Origin of the sequence: Microbacterium sufflavum (assembly GCF_023091155.1) — a bacterium.
GTDB lineage: Bacteria > Actinomycetota > Actinomycetes > Actinomycetales > Microbacteriaceae > Microbacterium > Microbacterium sufflavum.
In genome coordinates, this window is record NZ_JAHWXK010000001.1 from 988,427 (window position 1) to 1,005,058 (window position 16,632).

General features: G+C 71.1%; 19 protein-coding genes. 7 read left to right on the forward strand and 12 right to left on the reverse strand.

Going from position 1 to position 16,632, the window contains the following annotated elements; translation table 11 throughout:
* Positions 1 to 4: 4 nt before the first annotated feature.
* Both KZC56_RS04955 and kynU read left to right on the forward strand, forming a co-directional pair.
* Positions 5 to 997, forward strand: coding sequence for an amidohydrolase family protein (locus KZC56_RS04955; protein ID WP_247638011.1), 993 nt, complete (start codon positions 5 to 7; stop codon positions 995 to 997).
* A 26-nt stretch (positions 998 to 1,023) separates the two neighbouring features.
* Entirely contained in the window at positions 1,024 to 2,313 is a 1,290-nt protein-coding gene (kynU, locus tag KZC56_RS04960; protein ID WP_206252191.1) for a kynureninase, read from the forward strand.
* A gap of 69 nt (positions 2,314 to 2,382) precedes the next feature.
* Here kynU and KZC56_RS04965 read toward each other — a convergent pair whose 3' ends face one another.
* From KZC56_RS04965 to rpsF, 5 genes are all read right to left on the reverse strand, one after another.
* A complete protein-coding gene (locus KZC56_RS04965; protein WP_247638012.1) occupies positions 2,383 to 3,114 on the reverse strand; it encodes a GntR family transcriptional regulator in 732 nt (243 codons plus the stop codon).
* Positions 3,115 to 3,243: 129 nt separating this feature from the next.
* Positions 3,244 to 3,696 (reverse strand): 50S ribosomal protein L9, encoded by a 453-nt coding sequence (rplI, locus tag KZC56_RS04970; RefSeq protein WP_136033871.1) that lies wholly within the window; start codon positions 3,694 to 3,696, stop codon positions 3,244 to 3,246.
* An 11-nt stretch (positions 3,697 to 3,707) separates the two neighbouring features.
* On the reverse strand, positions 3,708 to 3,962 hold the full coding sequence (rpsR, locus tag KZC56_RS04975) for a 30S ribosomal protein S18 (protein ID WP_017203799.1): 255 nt from the start codon (positions 3,960 to 3,962) through the stop codon (positions 3,708 to 3,710).
* A 59-nt stretch (positions 3,963 to 4,021) separates the two neighbouring features.
* Positions 4,022 to 4,522, reverse strand: coding sequence for a single-stranded DNA-binding protein (locus KZC56_RS04980; protein WP_136033869.1), 501 nt, complete (start codon positions 4,520 to 4,522; stop codon positions 4,022 to 4,024).
* 5 nt (positions 4,523 to 4,527) lie between these two features.
* Positions 4,528 to 4,896, reverse strand: coding sequence for a 30S ribosomal protein S6 (gene rpsF, locus KZC56_RS04985; protein ID WP_021201450.1), 369 nt, complete (start codon positions 4,894 to 4,896; stop codon positions 4,528 to 4,530).
* A gap of 225 nt (positions 4,897 to 5,121) precedes the next feature.
* Between rpsF and KZC56_RS04990 the strand changes: the two genes are divergently transcribed.
* A complete protein-coding gene (locus KZC56_RS04990; protein ID WP_206252189.1) occupies positions 5,122 to 5,826 on the forward strand; it encodes a hypothetical protein in 705 nt (234 codons plus the stop codon).
* A gap of 60 nt (positions 5,827 to 5,886) precedes the next feature.
* Here the strand turns inward: KZC56_RS04990 and KZC56_RS04995 are convergent, their stop codons facing one another.
* The 5 genes from KZC56_RS04995 to KZC56_RS05015 are packed head-to-tail and all read right to left on the reverse strand — an operon-like array spanning position 5,887 to position 11,125.
* Positions 5,887 to 6,726: an ABC transporter ATP-binding protein gene (locus tag KZC56_RS04995; protein ID WP_247638013.1), complete on the reverse strand. Its 840-nt coding sequence runs from the start codon at positions 6,724 to 6,726 to the stop codon at positions 5,887 to 5,889.
* Complete coding sequence (locus KZC56_RS05000; protein WP_206252188.1) at positions 6,719 to 7,561, reverse strand: ABC transporter ATP-binding protein; 843 nt, start codon at positions 7,559 to 7,561, stop codon at positions 6,719 to 6,721. Before KZC56_RS05000 ends, KZC56_RS04995 begins: the two co-directional genes overlap by 8 nt.
* Positions 7,558 to 8,469 (reverse strand): ABC transporter permease, encoded by a 912-nt coding sequence (locus KZC56_RS05005; RefSeq protein ID WP_136033863.1) that lies wholly within the window; start codon positions 8,467 to 8,469, stop codon positions 7,558 to 7,560. The genes KZC56_RS05000 and KZC56_RS05005 overlap by 4 nt, the downstream gene beginning before the upstream one ends.
* A complete protein-coding gene (locus KZC56_RS05010; RefSeq protein WP_136033861.1) occupies positions 8,466 to 9,527 on the reverse strand; it encodes an ABC transporter permease in 1,062 nt (353 codons plus the stop codon). The genes KZC56_RS05005 and KZC56_RS05010 overlap by 4 nt, the downstream gene beginning before the upstream one ends.
* An 11-nt stretch (positions 9,528 to 9,538) precedes the next feature.
* Positions 9,539 to 11,125, reverse strand: coding sequence for an ABC transporter substrate-binding protein (locus KZC56_RS05015; RefSeq protein ID WP_136035825.1), 1,587 nt, complete (start codon positions 11,123 to 11,125; stop codon positions 9,539 to 9,541).
* A gap of 152 nt (positions 11,126 to 11,277) precedes the next feature.
* Between KZC56_RS05015 and KZC56_RS05020 the strand changes: the two genes are divergently transcribed.
* Complete coding sequence (locus KZC56_RS05020; protein ID WP_206252186.1) at positions 11,278 to 11,865, forward strand: Lrp/AsnC family transcriptional regulator; 588 nt, start codon at positions 11,278 to 11,280, stop codon at positions 11,863 to 11,865.
* A gap of 7 nt (positions 11,866 to 11,872) precedes the next feature.
* On the opposite strand, the gene KZC56_RS05025 is transcribed toward KZC56_RS05020, so the two are convergent.
* Positions 11,873 to 12,232, reverse strand: a complete 360-nt coding sequence (locus tag KZC56_RS05025; RefSeq protein ID WP_240744643.1) for an avidin-fold protein — start codon at positions 12,230 to 12,232, stop codon at positions 11,873 to 11,875.
* Between the two features lie 78 nt (positions 12,233 to 12,310).
* Here KZC56_RS05025 and KZC56_RS05030 point away from each other — a divergent pair, with 78 nt between their 5' ends.
* Together KZC56_RS05030 and KZC56_RS05035 are read left to right on the forward strand one after the other, a co-directional pair.
* Complete coding sequence (locus KZC56_RS05030; RefSeq protein WP_247638014.1) at positions 12,311 to 13,282, forward strand: hypothetical protein; 972 nt, start codon at positions 12,311 to 12,313, stop codon at positions 13,280 to 13,282.
* The gene (locus KZC56_RS05035; protein WP_247638015.1) at positions 13,279 to 14,388 is read left to right on the forward strand and encodes a DUF3137 domain-containing protein; all 1,110 of its coding nucleotides are present in this window, start codon (positions 13,279 to 13,281) and stop codon (positions 14,386 to 14,388) included. The genes KZC56_RS05030 and KZC56_RS05035 overlap by 4 nt, the downstream gene beginning before the upstream one ends.
* 216 nt (positions 14,389 to 14,604) lie before the next feature.
* Here the strand turns inward: KZC56_RS05035 and KZC56_RS05040 are convergent, their stop codons facing one another.
* A complete protein-coding gene (locus KZC56_RS05040; protein WP_247638016.1) occupies positions 14,605 to 15,918 on the reverse strand; it encodes a glycosyltransferase in 1,314 nt (437 codons plus the stop codon).
* 63 nt (positions 15,919 to 15,981) lie between these two features.
* On the opposite strand from KZC56_RS05040, the gene KZC56_RS05045 reads away from it, so the two are divergent.
* Positions 15,982 to 16,620 carry a TetR/AcrR family transcriptional regulator gene (locus tag KZC56_RS05045; RefSeq protein ID WP_247638017.1) on the forward strand — a complete coding sequence of 213 codons (639 nt, stop codon included), beginning with the start codon at positions 15,982 to 15,984 and terminating at the stop codon, positions 16,618 to 16,620.
* The last annotated feature ends 12 nt before the right edge of the window (positions 16,621 to 16,632 follow it).

Here is a 16,632-nt window from a genome sequence, read left to right on the forward strand (position 1 = left end):
GGCGTTGGGCACGATCGACGTCCACACGCACTTCGTGCCGAGCGCCTGGCCCGACCTGTCCACGCAGGTCGGGCCGGGGCTCTGGCCGACCCTGCGCGTGGACTCCGAGCGCGAGGCGATGATCATGCTCGGCGAGTCCGAGTTCCGTCGCATCGGCGACGACTGCTGGGATGCCGAGGTGCGCCTGGCCGACATGGACGCTGACGGGGTGGAGATGCAGGTGGTCTCCCCCACCCCGCTGTTCTTCTCCTATGACAAGTCGGGAGACGAGGCGGTGAAGGTCGCGCGCCTCTTCAACGACCTGGCGCTGGAGATCTGCGCCCCCGCACCCGATCGGCTCATCCCGTTCGCGCAGGTGCCGCTGCAGGATCCGGATGCCGCGTGCGTCGAGGCCGACCGTGCGATCGCCTCCGGTCACGCCGGCGTCGAGATCGGCAACCACGTCGGTGACCGCGACCTCGACGACGCCGGCATCGTCACGTTCCTCCAGCACTGCGCCGAGCGCGGGATCCCCGTGTTCGTGCATCCGTGGGACATGGCCGGCTCGCCGCGACTCGATCGCTGGATGGCCCGCTGGCTCACGGGCATGCCCGCCGAGACGCACCTGTCGATCATCGCGCTGATCCTCGGCGGAGTGTTCGACCGCGTTCCGCCGTCGCTGCGGCTCGCGTTCGCGCACGGTGGCGGCTCGTTCGCGTTCTGGCTCGGCCGCTTCGAGAACGCGTGGCGGCAGCGGCCCGACGTGATCGGCGTGAGCGCACAGCCGCCCTCCGCCTACCTCGACCGGTTCAGCGTCGACAGCGTCGTGTTCGACCCGGCCGCGCTGCGTCTGCTCGTCGACACGCTCGGCGCCTCGCAGGTGATGGTCGGCAGCGACTATCCGTATCCCCTGGGCGAGCGACCGGTCGGCGACGTCGTCCACCGCTCCGCCTTCCTCGACGACGCCGAGAAGACCGCCATCCTCCGCGACAACGCCCTGCGCTTCCTCGGCCGCTGACCGCACGACCCGAACGGACCCGCCCCATGAGCACCACGACCCCGCCCAGCGCCACGACCCGCACCGCCCTCGACCGCGCCACCTGCGAGGCGCTCGACGCCTCCGATCCGCTCGGGTCGTTCCGCGACCGCTTCGTGCTGCCGGAGGGCGTGATCTACCTCGACGGCAACTCCCTCGGCGCGCTCCCCCGGCACACCCCGGCGCACGTGCAGCGCGTGATCACCGAGGAGTGGGGCACCGGGCTCATCCGCAGCTGGAACGACGCGGGCTGGTTCGCGAAGCCGCGTACGGTCGGCGACCGGATCGCCCCGCTGATCGGCGCCGCGGAGGGCGAGGTCGTGCTCGGCGACTCCACGTCGGCGAGCCTCTTCCAGGCCGTGGTCGCGGCGGTGCGCATGCGGCCGGGGCGGCGCGTGATCGTCGCCGAGCGCGGCAACTTCCCCACCGACCTGTACATGCTGGAGGCCGTGCAGGAGCTGCTCGGCGGCGGCGAACCCCTGGAGCGGCGGCTCATCGCCGACGACGGCCCCACGCTCGACGACGTGCTCGACGACCACGTGGCGGTGGTCGTGCTCACCCAGGTCGACTACCGCACCGGTCGGCTGCACGATCTGGCCGAGGTCACGCGCCGCGTGCAGGCCGCCGGGGCGCTGGTGGTGTGGGACCTGTGCCACAGCGCCGGGGCGCTGCCGATCGACCTGAACGCCGCCGGGGCCGACTTCGCGGTGGGCTGCACCTACAAGTACCTCAACGGCGGCCCGGGGTCACCCTCGTTCCTGTGGGCCGCGTCCCGCCATCACGCCGCCGCCCGGCCCGCGCTCACCGGCTGGCACGGCCACGCTCGTCCGTTCGACTTCACGGTGGACTACGCCCCGGCGCCCGGCATCGAGCGGTTCCGCGTCGGCACACCGCAGCTGCTGTCGGTCGCGGGACTGGAGGCGAGCCTCGACATCTGGGACGACGTCGACCTGGAGCTGCTGCGCGAGAAGAGCCTGCGGCTGACCGAGCTGTTCCTGTCGCTCGTGGACGCGCGGCTCGCAGAGCGCTGGGGCATCGTGTCGGTCACACCGCGCGAGTCGTCCCGCCGCGGCAGCCAGGTGTCGCTGCGACACGACGACGGCTATGCGGTGATGCAGGCCCTCATCGAGCGCGGGGTCATCGGCGACTTCCGGGCGCCCGACCTCATCCGCTTCGGGTTCACCCCGCTCTACACCTCCTACGCCGACGTGTGGGATGCGGTCGACGTGCTGCACGACGTGCTGGAGACCGAGGTGTGGCGCGAGCCCCGCTTCGCGCGCCGCGGCACCGTCACCTGAGCCCCGGGCGGTCCTGCGCCTGCGGAGCGGTGTGTCGGCGGAGTCGCCCGCCGCGAGTCGTGCGCCGCGTCAGGAGTTGTCCGCGCCCTCCGCGGCCGCGTCGTCGAGCAGGGCGATCACGCCGTCGCGCACCTGGGTCAGGTGGGCCTCCAGCACGCCCAGCGCCTTCTTCGCGTCGCCGGCCGCGACCACGTCGACGAGCTCGGTGTGCGAGTGGTCGTGTGAGCCCGCGGGCCCCAGCCGCCACCCCAGCACGTAGCGCCCGAGCTTGAGCCGCAGCTGCTCGATCATCTCCCACAGCAGCGGGCGGGCCTGCGCGTCGTACAGGGTGGCGTAGAACGCGGTGCGCGCCTCGACGAACTCGCCGCCCTCGGAGATGTCGTCGGCGGTCTTCGCGAGCTCCCGCAGGCGCTCGACCCGTTCGGGCGTGATCTCCGCCATCGCCAGGCGCAGCGCCTCCTTCTCGAGCAGCATGCGCAGGTGGTAGACCTCCCCGGCCTCCTCGGTGGACAGCGCCCGCACCATCGCGCCGCGGCGGGCATGGAACACCACGAGCCCGTCGGCCTCGAGCTGGATGAGGGCGGAGCGGATCGGGAGGCGGGAGATGCCGATCGATTCGGCGAGGGTCTCCTGGCGCAGTTTCATTCCGGGCGGGAGCGTGCCATCGAGGATCGCGTCGCGGATGATGTCGTACGCCATCGCGCCGACCGACCGGTACCCGGCCCCGTGTCGCTGGGCGAGCTTCTGCAGCGCATCGGCGCGATCCTTCGCAGACGCGGCCGCGTCCCCTGACTTCACCATGGGTCAGAGGCTATCGGATCGAAGCGCTCAAACTCTGCATTCTGGATCCAAGATCACCGAGCGCGTCGCGGCCGGAGAACGACGAACGCCCCCCGTCCCGGAGGACGGAGGGCGTTCGACAGACGTGCCTTACTTGGCGGCGACGACCTGCAGCGTGATGACCGCAGTGACGTCCTCGTGCAGACGCACGGTCGCCTCGTGCTCACCGGTCGCCTTGATGGGCGACGTGATGTGCACCTTGCGCTTGTCGATCGCACCGAGACCGGCGGCCTCGACCGCGTCGGCCACGTCGGCGGTCTTGACCGAGCCGAAGAGACGACCCTCCTTGCCGGCCTTGACCGCGAGGCGCACCTTGGCGGCCTCCAGCGAGTTCTTCAGGGCCACGGCCTCGTCGCGGTCGTGGATCGCACGCGCCTGGCGTGCGGCCTGGATCGACGCGACCTGCTTCTCGCCACCGCGCGTCCACGCGGTCGCGAAACCCTGCGGGATGAGGTAGTTGCGGGCGTACCCGTTCTTGACCTCGACCACGTCACCGGCGCTACCCAGCCCGGCGACCTCGTTCGTGAGAATCAGCTTTGCCATCTCAGTACCCCTTACCGGCCGGCGCCAGCGTAGGGCAGGAGCGCCATCTCGCGGGCGTTCTTGATCGCCGTGGCGATCAGACGCTGCTCCTGCACCGACACACCGGTGATGCGACGGGCGCGGATCTTGCCGCGCTCCGAGACGAACTTGCGGAGGGTGGCGACATCCTTGTAATCGATGACACCGACCCGGATGGACTTCGCGGGGGCGGCGTTCTTCGCGCCCTTCCGCGGCTTGCGGCGGTCGCCGCTCGACTTTCCAGCCATTGCTCTTCCTTAGTGATGATGATCGGACGCTGCGCGCTCGCGCGCATCCGGAGAATTGATCAGAACGGGGTGTCGTCGCCGAAGCTGCCCGGAGTGCTCCAGGCGTCGGCGCTGGTCGACGAGCCGGGCGTGGACCACGGCTCCTCCGACACCTGCTGCTGCTGCGGACGGGACTGCCCGCCACCGCCACCGCTCGAGGCCGCACGGGTGACCTGCGCGGTCGCGTACCGCAGCGAGGGGCCGATCTCGTCGACCTCCAGCTCGATCGCGGTGCGCTGGTTGCCCTCGCGGTCCTGGTAGGAACGCTGACGCAGACGGCCCTGCGCGATCACGCGCATGCCCTTGGTCAGCGAGCCCGCCACGTGCTCCGCGAACTCGCGCCAGACCGACGCGCGGAGGAACAGCGCTTCGCCGTCCTTCCACTCGTTCGCGGCACGGTCGAAGTTGCGCGGCGTCGATGCGATGGTGAAGTTCGCCACCGGCAGCCCGTTCTGCGTGTACCGCAGCTCGGGGTCGGCCGTGAGGTTTCCCACCACGGTGATGACGGTTTCGCCGGCCATGAGACTTAGGCCTTCGCAGCCTTGGCGGCCTTGCGGGCAGCCTTCTCTTCGGAGCGCTTGGCCTCGGACGCGATCATCGCCTGAGCCTCTTCCGCGCGCAGGACCTTGGTGCGCATGATCTGCTCGTTCAGCTTGAGCTGACGGTCGAGCTCCTGCGTGGCGGCGCTGGTCGCGGTGAAGTTGACGACGGCGTAGATGCCCTCGGTCTTCTTCTGGATCTCGTAGGCCAGACGGCGCTTGCCCCAGATGTCGACGTTCTCGATCGAGCCACCATCGTTGGTGATGACCTTCAGGAACTTGTCGAGCGTCGGGGCGACCTGGCGCTCGTCGATCTCGGGGGTCAGAATGACCATGAGTTCGTACTGGTGCGTCACTTACCCACCTCCTTCGGACTAGAACGGCTCTCGGGACTTTCCCGGGAGCAGGAGGGTGTGTGCACGTGCCCGCCCGTGGAACCCGAGTGGGTGCCGGAAGGCAGACAACCTCGACAGTCTAGCGGACATTCCTCCGAGCCGCCTCCCACCGATCGGCCCGCGGCTTGGCATGCTGGAGGGCGTGCCCGATGACCGTCATCGGGCACATGACTGGAGGGGGGCGCCATGCGCGTCAACAAGTGGGGGGTCGGCGTCGTTCTCGCCGCCGCCGTCATGCTCACCGGATGCTCGGCGGGCGGATCGGACAAGCCGGCCGACGCGAAGCCGAGCACGGCCGCATCGCAGGAGGCCGACGCACCGGCCACGGACTGCCCCGAGCTGGCCGAGGGCGCGACCGTCGACGGCACGGCGCTCGGCACGTGCATCGCCGACGCGATGGCCGACTCCGCGGGCTACGCCGCCAAGACGAGCGTGATGGGCATGGAGAGCACGGCCCGGGTGAACCCCTCCGAGAAGGCCCTCGAGTCGATCTCGCCGATGGGCTCGATCGTCGCGATCGGCGACGACGTGTGGGTCAAGTCGCCGTCGAGCGACTGGCAGCCGGCCGACCCGGACTCCAGCGACCCGATCATCGCGGGCCTCAGCACGAGCGCGGCCGACGTCGCCGCCATGGACCCCGCCGCCGCGGCCGAGGCCCTCGCGGGCGACTTCACCGTGAGCGGCACCGGCGAGCGCCTCGGCCAGAAGGTGTTCCTGATCACCGGTTCGGTCGACCAGCAGGGCACGACCGTCGACGTGGCGTTCGAGGTCACCGCCGACTACGTCAACCTCGCATCGAAGAGCACCGCGTCCGTCGAGGGCCAGTCGCTGGAGATCGCGATGGAGATCACCGAGTGGGACGTGAAGCAGAACATCGTCGCCCCGGTGTGATCCGGGGATGACACGAAGGGCCGGGGCATATGCCCCGGCCCTTCGCCGTCCGGCCCCGCGTCAGTAGGCGACGGGCGGGACCTCGGCCCACACGCCGCGGTCGTCCGTGGAGGGGGCGTCGGGGATGCGGCCGGCGCCGTCCGGCTCGGGGATGGCCGCGAGCAGGGCCTGCGTGTAGGGGTGCTGCGGCGCGGACCACAGCTGCTCCGTGGGGCCCGACTCGAGCACCCGTCCCGCGAACATGACCAGGGTGCGATCGGCGATGCGGCGCACCACGGCGAGGTCGTGCGAGATGAAGAGCATGCCGGCGCCGGACTCGGCCACCAGGTCGCGCATCAGTCCGGCCACGCTCGTCTGCGTCGACGCGTCGAGCGCCGAGATGGGCTCGTCCGCCACGAGCAGCGAGGGCCGCGCGGCCAGGGCCCTGGCGATCGCGATGCGCTGCTTCTGCCCGCCCGAGAACTGGTGCGGGAAGCGGGTGCGGACGTTCGCGGGCAGCCCGACGCGTTCGAGCCACTCCTCCACGGTGGATCCGGCGGCACCGCGCGCTCGGGCGGTGGCGATGCCGTCGGAGATCTGGTCGCCGATGCGTCGGCGAGGGTTCAGCGAGGTCGACGGGTCCTGGAACACCATCTGGATCCCGGTCAGGGCGGTCGACCGGCGGCGGATGCCGAGCGGCGCGACCGGGGCACCGCGGAACTCGACCGTGCCGGCGGCGGTCTTCTCGATGCCGACGACGGCGCGGGCGAGGCTCGACTTGCCGCTGCCCGACTCGCCGACCAGCGCGACGGTCTCCCCCGCGGCGACGCGGACCGACACCCCGTTCACGGCGATCACCGGCGGATTGCCCGGGTAGCGCACGACCACGTCGCGCGCGTCGAGGACGCTGACCTCACTCATGCGCATCCTCCTCGATCGGGTCGACCGCATCGACCTGGTCCGTCGCGTCGACCGCGGGCGCCTCGATGCGCGAGCCGGGGAGGGCGGCGAGCAGCATCCGCGTGTACTCGTGCTGCGGGTGCAGGAACAGGGTCTCGCGGTCGGCGAGCTCCACGATGCGGCCGTCCTTCATGACCGCGACGGTGTCGGCGATCGCGCTCATCACGCCGAGGTCGTGCGTCACGAGCAGCACGGCGAGGTTCCGTTCGATGGCGAGGTCGCGCAGCAGCTGCAGGATGCCGGCCTGCACCGTGACGTCGAGCGCCGTGGTGGGCTCGTCCGCCAGCAGCACCTCGGGGTCGCACGCCAGGGCGCACGCGATCGCGATGCGCTGCCGCTGCCCGCCCGAGAACTGGTGCGGGTAGCGCTTCAGCGCCTCCGCCGGGTTCGGCACCTGCACGGTCTGCAGCAGCTCCACCGCCCGCTCGCGCGCCGCGGCGCCCGTGAGGCCGAGGTGCACGCGCATGTGGTCGGTGAGCTGGCGGCCGACCGGGAGCTGCGGGTGCAGCGACGCCGACGGGTCCTGGAACACCATCGCGATGCGCTTCCCGCGGATGCGGTTGAGGCCGCGGCGCTTCAGGCCGAGCAGCTCCTCCCCCGCGAGGGTGATCGAGCCGCCCGTGCGGGCCTGCCGCGGCAGCAGCCCGAGCACCGCGAGCGAGGTGAGGGTCTTGCCGGAGCCCGACTCGCCCGCGAGGCCGTGGATGCGCCCGGCCTCGAGCTCGAGCGACACGCCCTTCACGAGCGGACGGCCGATGTCGACCGTGAGATCGCGGATGCTCAGCGCGGCGGTCATGCGGGCACCCCCGTCGCGGAGGCCTGGTGGTCGGCCTCCTTCTCGTGCGTGACCTCGGCGGTCGGGTCGAGCACGTCGCGCATCGCATCGCCGAGGAAGTTGAACGCCAGCACGACCGTGAGGATCGCGAGACCGGGGAACACCCCGAGCCACCAGGCGTCGAAGTTCTGCATGGCCCCCGAGATCATCGACCCCCACTCGGCGGTGGGCGGCTGCGCGCCGAGGCCGAGGAAGGAGAGGCCGGAGAGCAGCAGGATCGCGGCGCCGATGTCGAGCGTGGCGAGCACGAGCACGGGCCCGGCGATGTTGGGGAGGATGTCGACGAACAGCGTCCGCAGCGGCGAGTGGCCGAGCAGGCGTCCGGCGATCACGTAGTTCTGTCCGCGCAGGCCGAGCACGATGCTGCGGGTGACGCGGGCGTACTGCGGCCACGACACCACGATCGCCGCGATCACCGCGTTGAACAGCGACGGGCCGAGCGACGCGGCGACCACCATCGCGAGGATCACGGTCGGGAACGCCATGAAGAGATCGGTGATGCGCATCAGCGTCTCATCGACCGCGCGGCCGAAGTAGCCCGCGACGGCGCCGATCAGCGTGCCGATGATCATCGCCGCGATCACGAGCATGAGCGCGAGCGGCAGGCTCACCGTCGCTCCGGTCATCAGTCGCGAGAAGATGTCGCGGCCGTTGCCGTCGGTGCCGAGGATCGTGTCGATGCCCGGCTCCTGCAGTCGCGGCAGCACCTGCGCGTTCGGCGGGTACGGCACCCACCACTGCGCCGTGAAGGCGATGACGATCCAGGCCGCCGCGATCACGGTGCCGATGATGCCGAGCGGGGTGCGCCAGGCGCGGGGCCAGCGGAAGCGGAAGCGCCAGGGGCCGGCGGCGGCGTCGATGCGGCTCATGCGATCCTCACTCTCGGGTCGAGCACGCCGTAGAGCAGGTCGACGATGAAGTTGATGAGGAGGTAGATGACGCCGACGACCAGGCCGACGCCCATGATTCCGGGCAGGTCGAGGTTCGCGGCGGAGTTGTAGGCGTACGTGCCCAGGCCCGGCCACGCGAACACCGACTCCACGAGCACGGTGCCCGACAGCAGGGCCCCGAATGCGACGCCCACCACGGTGAGGATCGGCAGCGAGGCTCCACGGAGCACGTAGTCGAGGATGACGCGCATGGCCGGGAGGCCCTTGGCGCGGGCGGCCCGCACGTAGTCGCTGCCCAGCACCTCCAGCACCGACGTGCGGATGAACCGGGTGAGCAGGCCGATGGTCACGAGCGAGAGCACCATGACGGGAAGAGCGAGGTGGGCGAGCGCATCGAAGAAGCCGACGCCGTCGCCGTTGAGCAGGTAGTCGACCGTGTAGAGCCCGGTCACGCGCGGCGGCGGGGTGATCGACGGCGAGATGCGCCCCGAGCCCGGCGCGATGCGCAGCTCCAGGAAGAAGACGTAGAAGCTGACCAGCGCGAGCCAGAAGGTGGGGACGCTGAGGCCGACGAGGGTGACCACGCGGATGACCTGGTCGGTGACGAGGCCCCGGCGGTAGGCGGCGAGCGTGCCGAGCACGATGCTGACCGCGAGGCTGACGATGATCGCCCCGATCGCGATCTCGATCGTCGCGGGCACCGCGGTGGCGAGGTCGCTGGTGACCGGGCGTCCGGTCACCAGCGACGTGCCGAGGTCCCCGCGGAGCAGGTTCCCCATATAGATGAAGTACTGCACGAACAGTGGCTGGTCGAGTCCGTTCGCCTTGATGAACGCCTCGCGAGTCGCCGGGTTCTGCGACGCGCCCTCACCGAGGGCGGCCGAGACCGGGTCTCCCGGCACCAGGTTGGTGAGCGCGAACGTGACGATCGTCACGCCCACCAACAGGAGCAGGGAGGTCCCGGCCCGCCGCAGCAGGTATCCGACGAGAGGCGAACGGCGCCGCTGCGCCTGCCTCTGCACGGCCACTGTCGTCATGGAAGGTCCGTTCAGCCGGCCGGGGCGATCTCGGCGATGTCCATCTCCCACACGGAGTTGTACACGGCACCGGTCACGTCGCTCGCGGAGGAGATGTTGCGGCCGGGGACGATGAGCGGCACGAACGGACCCTGCTCCTGCATCGCCTCGGCGAACTCGGTGAACGCGGCCTCGCGCTGCGCGGGGTCGGTGGCGCTCGCGGCACCCGCCGCGATGCCCGCGATCTCCGGGTTGGCCTCGGCCGCCCAGCCGGCGCGCAGGCCGACCTTCAGACCGGGAGCGAAGGGGAGGAAGTTCGCCGAGTCGGCGTAGTCCGGACCCCAGAACCACAGGCCGAAGCCCTCGGTGCCGTTGACGTACGCGTCGAGCTCGGTCGCGAACGGGGCCGGGGCGAGCTCGACCGTGATGCCGGCGTCTTCGAGCTGCGCCTGCACGCGCTCCGCGAGCGGGGTGAACTCCACGCCGCCGACCGGGTAGTCGTTCGGGAACTGCAGCTTCAGCGTCTGTCCGGTGTAGCCGGCCTCGGCGAGCGCGGCCTTCGCCTTGTCAAGGTCCTGCTCCACGCCGCCGTCGAGTGCACCCTCGAATCCGGGCGGGATCACGCCCGTCGCCTGCACGGCGCCCGCACCGGCGAGCTCGAGCAGCGCGTCGTAGTCGAGCGCGTAGCGGATCGCCTCGGCGATCTTCACGTTGGCCAGCTCGCCGGCCACGGCGGGCGACTGGTTCAGCAGCAGGAAGATGGTCTGGCCCGACGGGACCGAGTCGACCGTGATGTCGTCGCCGAGGCCCGCGACCTGGTCGCCGTTGAGGTCCATCGCGACCATCGAGTCGCCGCCCTTGAGGTTGGCGAGCTGCGTGGCGCTCTCCGACACGTTGCGCACGACCACGCGGCTGTAGGCCGACTTCTCGTCGCCGTTGTACTCGTCGTTGCTCTTCAGGACCACCTGCGAGCTGAGGTCGAGCGTGTCGAGCACGAACGGCCCGGAGCCCGCGGACTCGCCGTCGAGGAACTCCTGCGCCGAGTCGGTGCCGTCGATCGCGCCGCCGTTCTCGATCACCACGTCGGAGTTCACGATGCCGAGGGCCGGGTTCGCGAGGATGGCCGGGAGCTGCAGCAGCGGGGTCTCGGACGTGAACCGGATGGTCTTGTCGTCGACCTCGGTGATGGTGAGGCCGCCGAGCAGGAAGTTGGGCTTGGCGTCTTCCATGCCCTGGATGCGCTGCAGCGAGAACACGACGTCCTTCGCCTCGACGGGCGAGCCGTCGGAGAACACGCGGTCGCCCTCGAGGGTGAAGGTGAACTCGGTCGCGGCGTCGTTCTGCTCCCACGAGGCGAGACCGGGGACCGGCGTGGAGACGTCGGAGCCCTCGAAGTCGACGAGGGTCTCGTACAGGGCCTTCGCGATCATGTTGCCGGTCGGGTCGTAGGTGTGACCAGGGTCGGCGGTCTCGATCGAGAACGCGGTGTCGATGACGAGCGAGTCGGAGCCCTGGGACGCGTCGGAGTTGTTCGCCGAGTTCCCTCCCGAGCAACCCGCGAGCGCCAGGAGCGCGACGGCTCCGAGCGCGATGACCGGCGTGAAACGGCGTGACGACATGAGGGCCTCCAAGGGCGAGGAGTACATTCGGGTTCCGGTGATGTCCGATGTGGACGACCGGTGATCAGATTCGCATCATATGCGACGATGTGTCCAGCAAGTGCGGGTCACATCGGCACGCTTTGTCCAGAACCTCGGATGTCAGGAGCAATATGTCCAGCAAGGATGCGGATCCGTCGAAGCTTTCTGGACGAAGTGCCGCCCCACTGGATGAGACGGCGTACAGAATCCTCGATGTGCTGCGTGATAACGGTCGCGTCTCGATCGCCGCACTGGCCGAGAAGGTCGGCATCTCCCGCGCCAGCGCCTACACCCGGGTCGAGTCCCTGGTGCACGACGGCGTCATCACCGGCTTCAGCGCCCGCGTCGATCACGCCAAGGCCGGACTGTCGATCGGCGCGCTCGTGTTCGTCACGGTCATGCCGCAGGCCTGGGCCTCGTTCCGGGAGCGCATCATCGAGATGCCCGACGTGGAGTGGTGCGCCATCACCACGGGCGAGCACGACGCGATGCTGCTGATCCGCGCGGTCGACGTCAGCGGGGTGCACGAGTTCTCCACCGGGGTGATCGCGCAGCTGCCCGAGGTGCGCACCGTGGTCAGCGTCGTGGTGCTCGACGAGGTGGTCCGCCGCCCCTACCTGCTGCCCGCCGACCTCCCGGAGCGCGACACCGAGGTGCCGCTCGGCATGACCCGCTGGACACCCGCCTCCCCCGGCCGCGACACCCTCCCGCCCCGCTGACCGGGGGTCAGGCGGCGGGGATCTCCTCGACCACGCTCAGCTGCGGCAGGCCGTGCATCTCGTAGTGCTCGACGAGGCGGATGCGGCCGTCGTCGGTGAGCTCGAGCTCGCTCTCGCCGTCGCCGGTGACGACGGTGCCGTCGGTCTTGAGGACGTGCACGAACGACACCCAGATGGTGTCGGCCGTGCGGGTTCCGATGAACTTGCCGAACGTGACCGTGTCGCCCTCGTACCCGCCCCAGATGGCGCCGTCGCGCTCGAAGTACTCGAAGATGCTGGGGGCGTCGGGGTCGACGGCGGAGGTGGTGGACGACACCATGCGGAAGCGTCGGCCGTCGAGGGAGGGAAGGGTCGCAGTCGCAGTCACCCCTCGATTATGGAGGATGCCGCAGACGCCGCCGCGCGGGAGGCCGGGCGCCCGGGCCCGGCCGGTACCGTGGGTCGCATGGAGTGGATGGCCGACCCGAGCCCCGGCGCCTGGCTGCGCGACCGCCTCGACGACGACGTGACCGCGAGCATGCACGGCGTGGTGCCGCGCGGGTTCCCCGCCTACGCGCGCGTGTTCCATCCGGGGGTCGTGCGCTCCCTGCCCGACCGCCCGTACCCCACCCCCGAGGAGTGGGAGCGCCTGCCGGAACCCGAGCGCCGCCGGCTCGACGCGCAGTTCTCCGGCGAGCGCGTGACCTGGGCCGACACCGCCGCGGTCTTCGGCACCACGATGCACGCACTCGCACAGTGGCAGCGGATCGTGCGCACCCCGGTCGACGGCGACTGGCGCACCCGGATCGGCCCGGACGGGCGCGAGTACAACGCCCCTGCGGAGGGGGAGCTCGACCCCGACCTGCTGTCCGTGCTGGCGGGCCACCTCGCCGCGCACACCGCGACACCCGACGCGGGGGTCGCGGCGCTGTGGGAGGGATGGGGCGGGCTGGTCGGCTTCTTCGGACAGACGCCGTCGCGCGCGTTCCTCGGGTTCGACGACGACCCCCACCACCGGGCGATGCTGGAGCGCAGCACCCACGATCCGTTCAACAACGGCTTCCGCAAGCCCACCTGGCAGGAGGGCATCCTGTCACGCGAGATCTCGGAGGGGCCCCGGTTGCGGCTCCCCCAGCGCGACCACGTGCCGTTCACCGCCGGAGCATCGGAGTTCGCCGATCCGGACTGGGTCCTGCGGGCGCCGTGGCGCGACCTCGCCGCCGAGGAGCACGGGTTCCCGCCGTCGGCGCAGAGTCCGAGCCTGCTGTGGCCCGACGACCGCGCCTGGGTCCTGGTCTCGGAGATCGACTTCGACTCGACGATCGTCGCGGGCTCGCCCGAGCTCGTCCGCGCGATCTGCACGGACGAGCGGCTGGAGGCGCTGGCCCTGCGCGAGGGCGCCGACCTCACGTGGGACGCCGACGAGGTGAACCGGTGACGGCGCCCGCTCCGGCGCCGAGCTTCGACGCCCGTCCCCTCACGGAACCGGTCGACCCGGCCGCCGTTCGCGCCTTCGCCGCCGAGCTGCGGTCGCGGCGCACATCGGGCATGGCGGTGTCCTCCATCATCGCGATCGTCGCGGTGTCGATCGCCGGGCTGGTGATGCTGCCGATCCTGTTCACGGTGGTGCTGAGCCTGGCCGCATCCACCGGATCCCCCAGCGCGGCCGCGATCCCGCTCGTGCTGATCGTGCTGCTCGCGGCCGCGGTCGGCGTGCTCATCTGGATGGCCGTGCGCAACGGTCAGGCCACCCGCTACCGGCTGCACCGCTTCGCCCAGGCCAACGGCATGACGTACGAGCCGCGCGTGGACGACCCGCCGCTGCCCGGCATGATCTTCCAGCTGGGCCGGTCGCGCCTCGCCACGGACCTGGTGCGCGGCAGCCACCCGCGGTTCGTGGAGTTCGGCAACTACCAGTACACGGTGCAGTCGGGGAAGAACTCCACGACCTACCGCTGGGGCTACGTGGCCGTGAAGCTCGACGTGCCGCTGCCCAACATCGTGCTCGACGCGACGGGCAACAACGGCTTCGGCTCCAACCTGCCGGCGTCGTTCCAGCGGGCGCAGCGGCTGTCGCTCGAGGGCGACTTCGACCGGCACTTCACCCTGTACTGCCCCGAGGGCTACGAGCAGGATGCGCTCTACCTCTTCACGCCCGACATCATGGCGCGGTTCATCGACCACGCCGCTCAGCTCGACGTGGAGATCGTCGACGACTGGCTGTTCCTGTACACGCAGCGCAAGGCGTCGACGCTGGATCCGGCGACGTGGGCGTGGCTGTTCGGCGCGGTCGGCGCGCTGCTGACGAAGTTCGACCAGTGGGCGCGATGGCGCGACGATCGGCTGGCTGCGCAGGGGACGCCGCCCGTCACGGCGGGATCCTCCGGCGGGCACGCACTGCCGTTCGCTCCGCCGGTCGGCCTGCTGACTCCGCCGCCGGGCGTCGCGCCGCAGGGACGACGCCTCAAGCGCACCGGGACGTGGCTTCCCCTGATCGTGGTGATCGGCTTCGCGGCGTTCTGGTTGCTGACGCGCTGGAACTGACCGCGTGCGAAGTGGGGGTGGGTGTCGTCTGGGGATCGACTCCCACCCCATCCCCCCTCGGGATCGAAAGGAATTCCGACGTTCCCTCCGCATGACGGCGATGCCGTCGCGCCCGCCAGGTCAGCTGGGGACTGACACCGGGAGGCGCCTGCCCAGGATGGTATACCGGTCGACGTTGCGTCCTGTTGCGTCCATGCGCCGGAATGGACCGCTCGCTCAGCTCTCCGCGACGGTCTCCCGCGCCGGCCACGACCGCGTCACCCGGTCGAGCACCCCATCCAGGGTCGACCACGCATCGGCCGAGCGCATCGACGTGCCGATGCGCTCCGCCGCCACGCGGAACGACGGCTGCGCCAGCACGCGGTGCACGGCCGCGGCGATCTGGGCGGACGCCGGGGTGTTGGTGCGGAGGTTCACGCCGGCGCCCGACCAGCCCACGCGCGCCGAGACCTCCACCTTGTCCTCCGTCTGGCCGGCGACGACGATCGGCACCCCGTGGGCGAGGGCCTGCTGCACGCCGCCGTACCCGCCGTTGGTGACCAGCACGTCGATCTTCGGCAGCAGCCGGTCGTACGGCAGGTACTCCGCCACCCGCACGTTCTCCGGCAGGTCGGCGGGAAGGCTGTTCCTCGGACGCCCGCCCGTCGTCACCACCACGAGCAGGTCGGACGGCGCGAGCCCGTGCACCGCGGGCAGCACGAGCTGGGTGAAGTCGGAGTTCGCGATGGTGCCCTGGGTGACGTGCACGACCGGGCGGTCGCCGTCGAGGTCGTCCCACCAGTCCGGCAGCGGGGCGTCGGACGCGGTCGTGGGCAGCGGTCCGGCGAAGTGCACCGTGTCGGGCAGGTCACCGCGCGGATACTCGAACTCGGGCACCGTGAACTGCACGTAGGCGTCGGTGCGTCCCGCCCAGTCCAGCACGAAGCCGCCGAGGTCGCGGCCGACGGTCTGCCGCGCCATGTCGTCGGCCTCACGCTGCACCCCGCCGAAGATCGCGCGCTCGGCGACGAGCCGCAGGGCCGCGTTGCGCAGGCGCCCCAGCGGCCCGCGCATCGGGGTGACGCCCAGCCCGAACGGCGCGGTGTCGACGCTGCGGGCTCCGAGGGGGAAGATCCCGAGCGCGATCACGGGCGGCCGCTCGGCCGCGGGCAGGAGCTGCAGCAGCGCACCCCCGACGAAGAGCGGCTCGGTGAGGACGGCGTCGATGCGACGGGAGGCGAGCTCGGCGCGCACGGCCGCGAGCTGGGCGGCACCGGGCCGCACGAACAGCGTGCTCATGTCGAACCGGAGTGCTGCGGGGCCGGTGAGACCCGCACGCTCGGGGAACGCGCCGTCGGCGTCGTCGAGGTCGACGTCGGCCTCGGGCGGCAGCGGAAGGAAGCGGGCGCCGCTGGCCAGCACGCGGTCGGCGTAGCGGGCGCTGGTGAGGAATCCGACCTCGTGCCCGGCGTCGACCAGGTGCCGGGCGACCTGCAGGAGGGACAGCACGTGACCGTGAGCGGGAGTGCAGGTGAGGAGGTAGCTGGACATGGCGTGCCTTCGGTTAGGATTGACTGTACCGTGGAAGTATTCATCACCCCCTGAGGAAAGTCAATGGCTGAAGCCGCCCCGCGTGCCTACACGTCCGCCCTGCGCACCCGCCAGGCCCAGGAGACGCGCGCGCGCATCGTCGCCGCGGCCGCCCGCCTCTTCGCGTCGCAGGGCTACCAGGCGACCACGATCGCGGCCATCGCCCGCGAGGCCGGGGTGTCGGCCGAGACCGTGAAGACCACCGCGGCGAAGGCCGAGCTGCTGATCGCCGCGTTCGAGGTGACGTTCTCCGGGTCGGAGGCCGCGGAGTCACTCGTGGAGACGGAGGTCGCCTCCGGACTGCTCGACCTGCCCGACGACGCGTTCCTCGACGGCGTGCTCACCCAGATCACCACGGCCAACCAGCGCGGGCACGGCCTGTGGACCGTCCTGCTCGGGGCCGCGCTGTCCGACCCCGTCGTCGACGAAGCGCTCCGCCGCATCCTGGAGAACCGGGCGGCGGACTACCGCGGGTTCGTGGCGGAGCTGGTGCGGCGCGGCATCGCCCCCGCGGCCACCGACACCGACGCGACCGCCGATGCCCTGTCGTTCCTGCTGTCGCCCGAGAGCTACCAGCAGCTGGTCGCGCAGTCCGGGTGGACGCCCGCCCGCTACGCCGACTGGCTGCGCACGACGGTGCTCGCCGAGGTCACACGACCCTGACGCGCCTGCCCG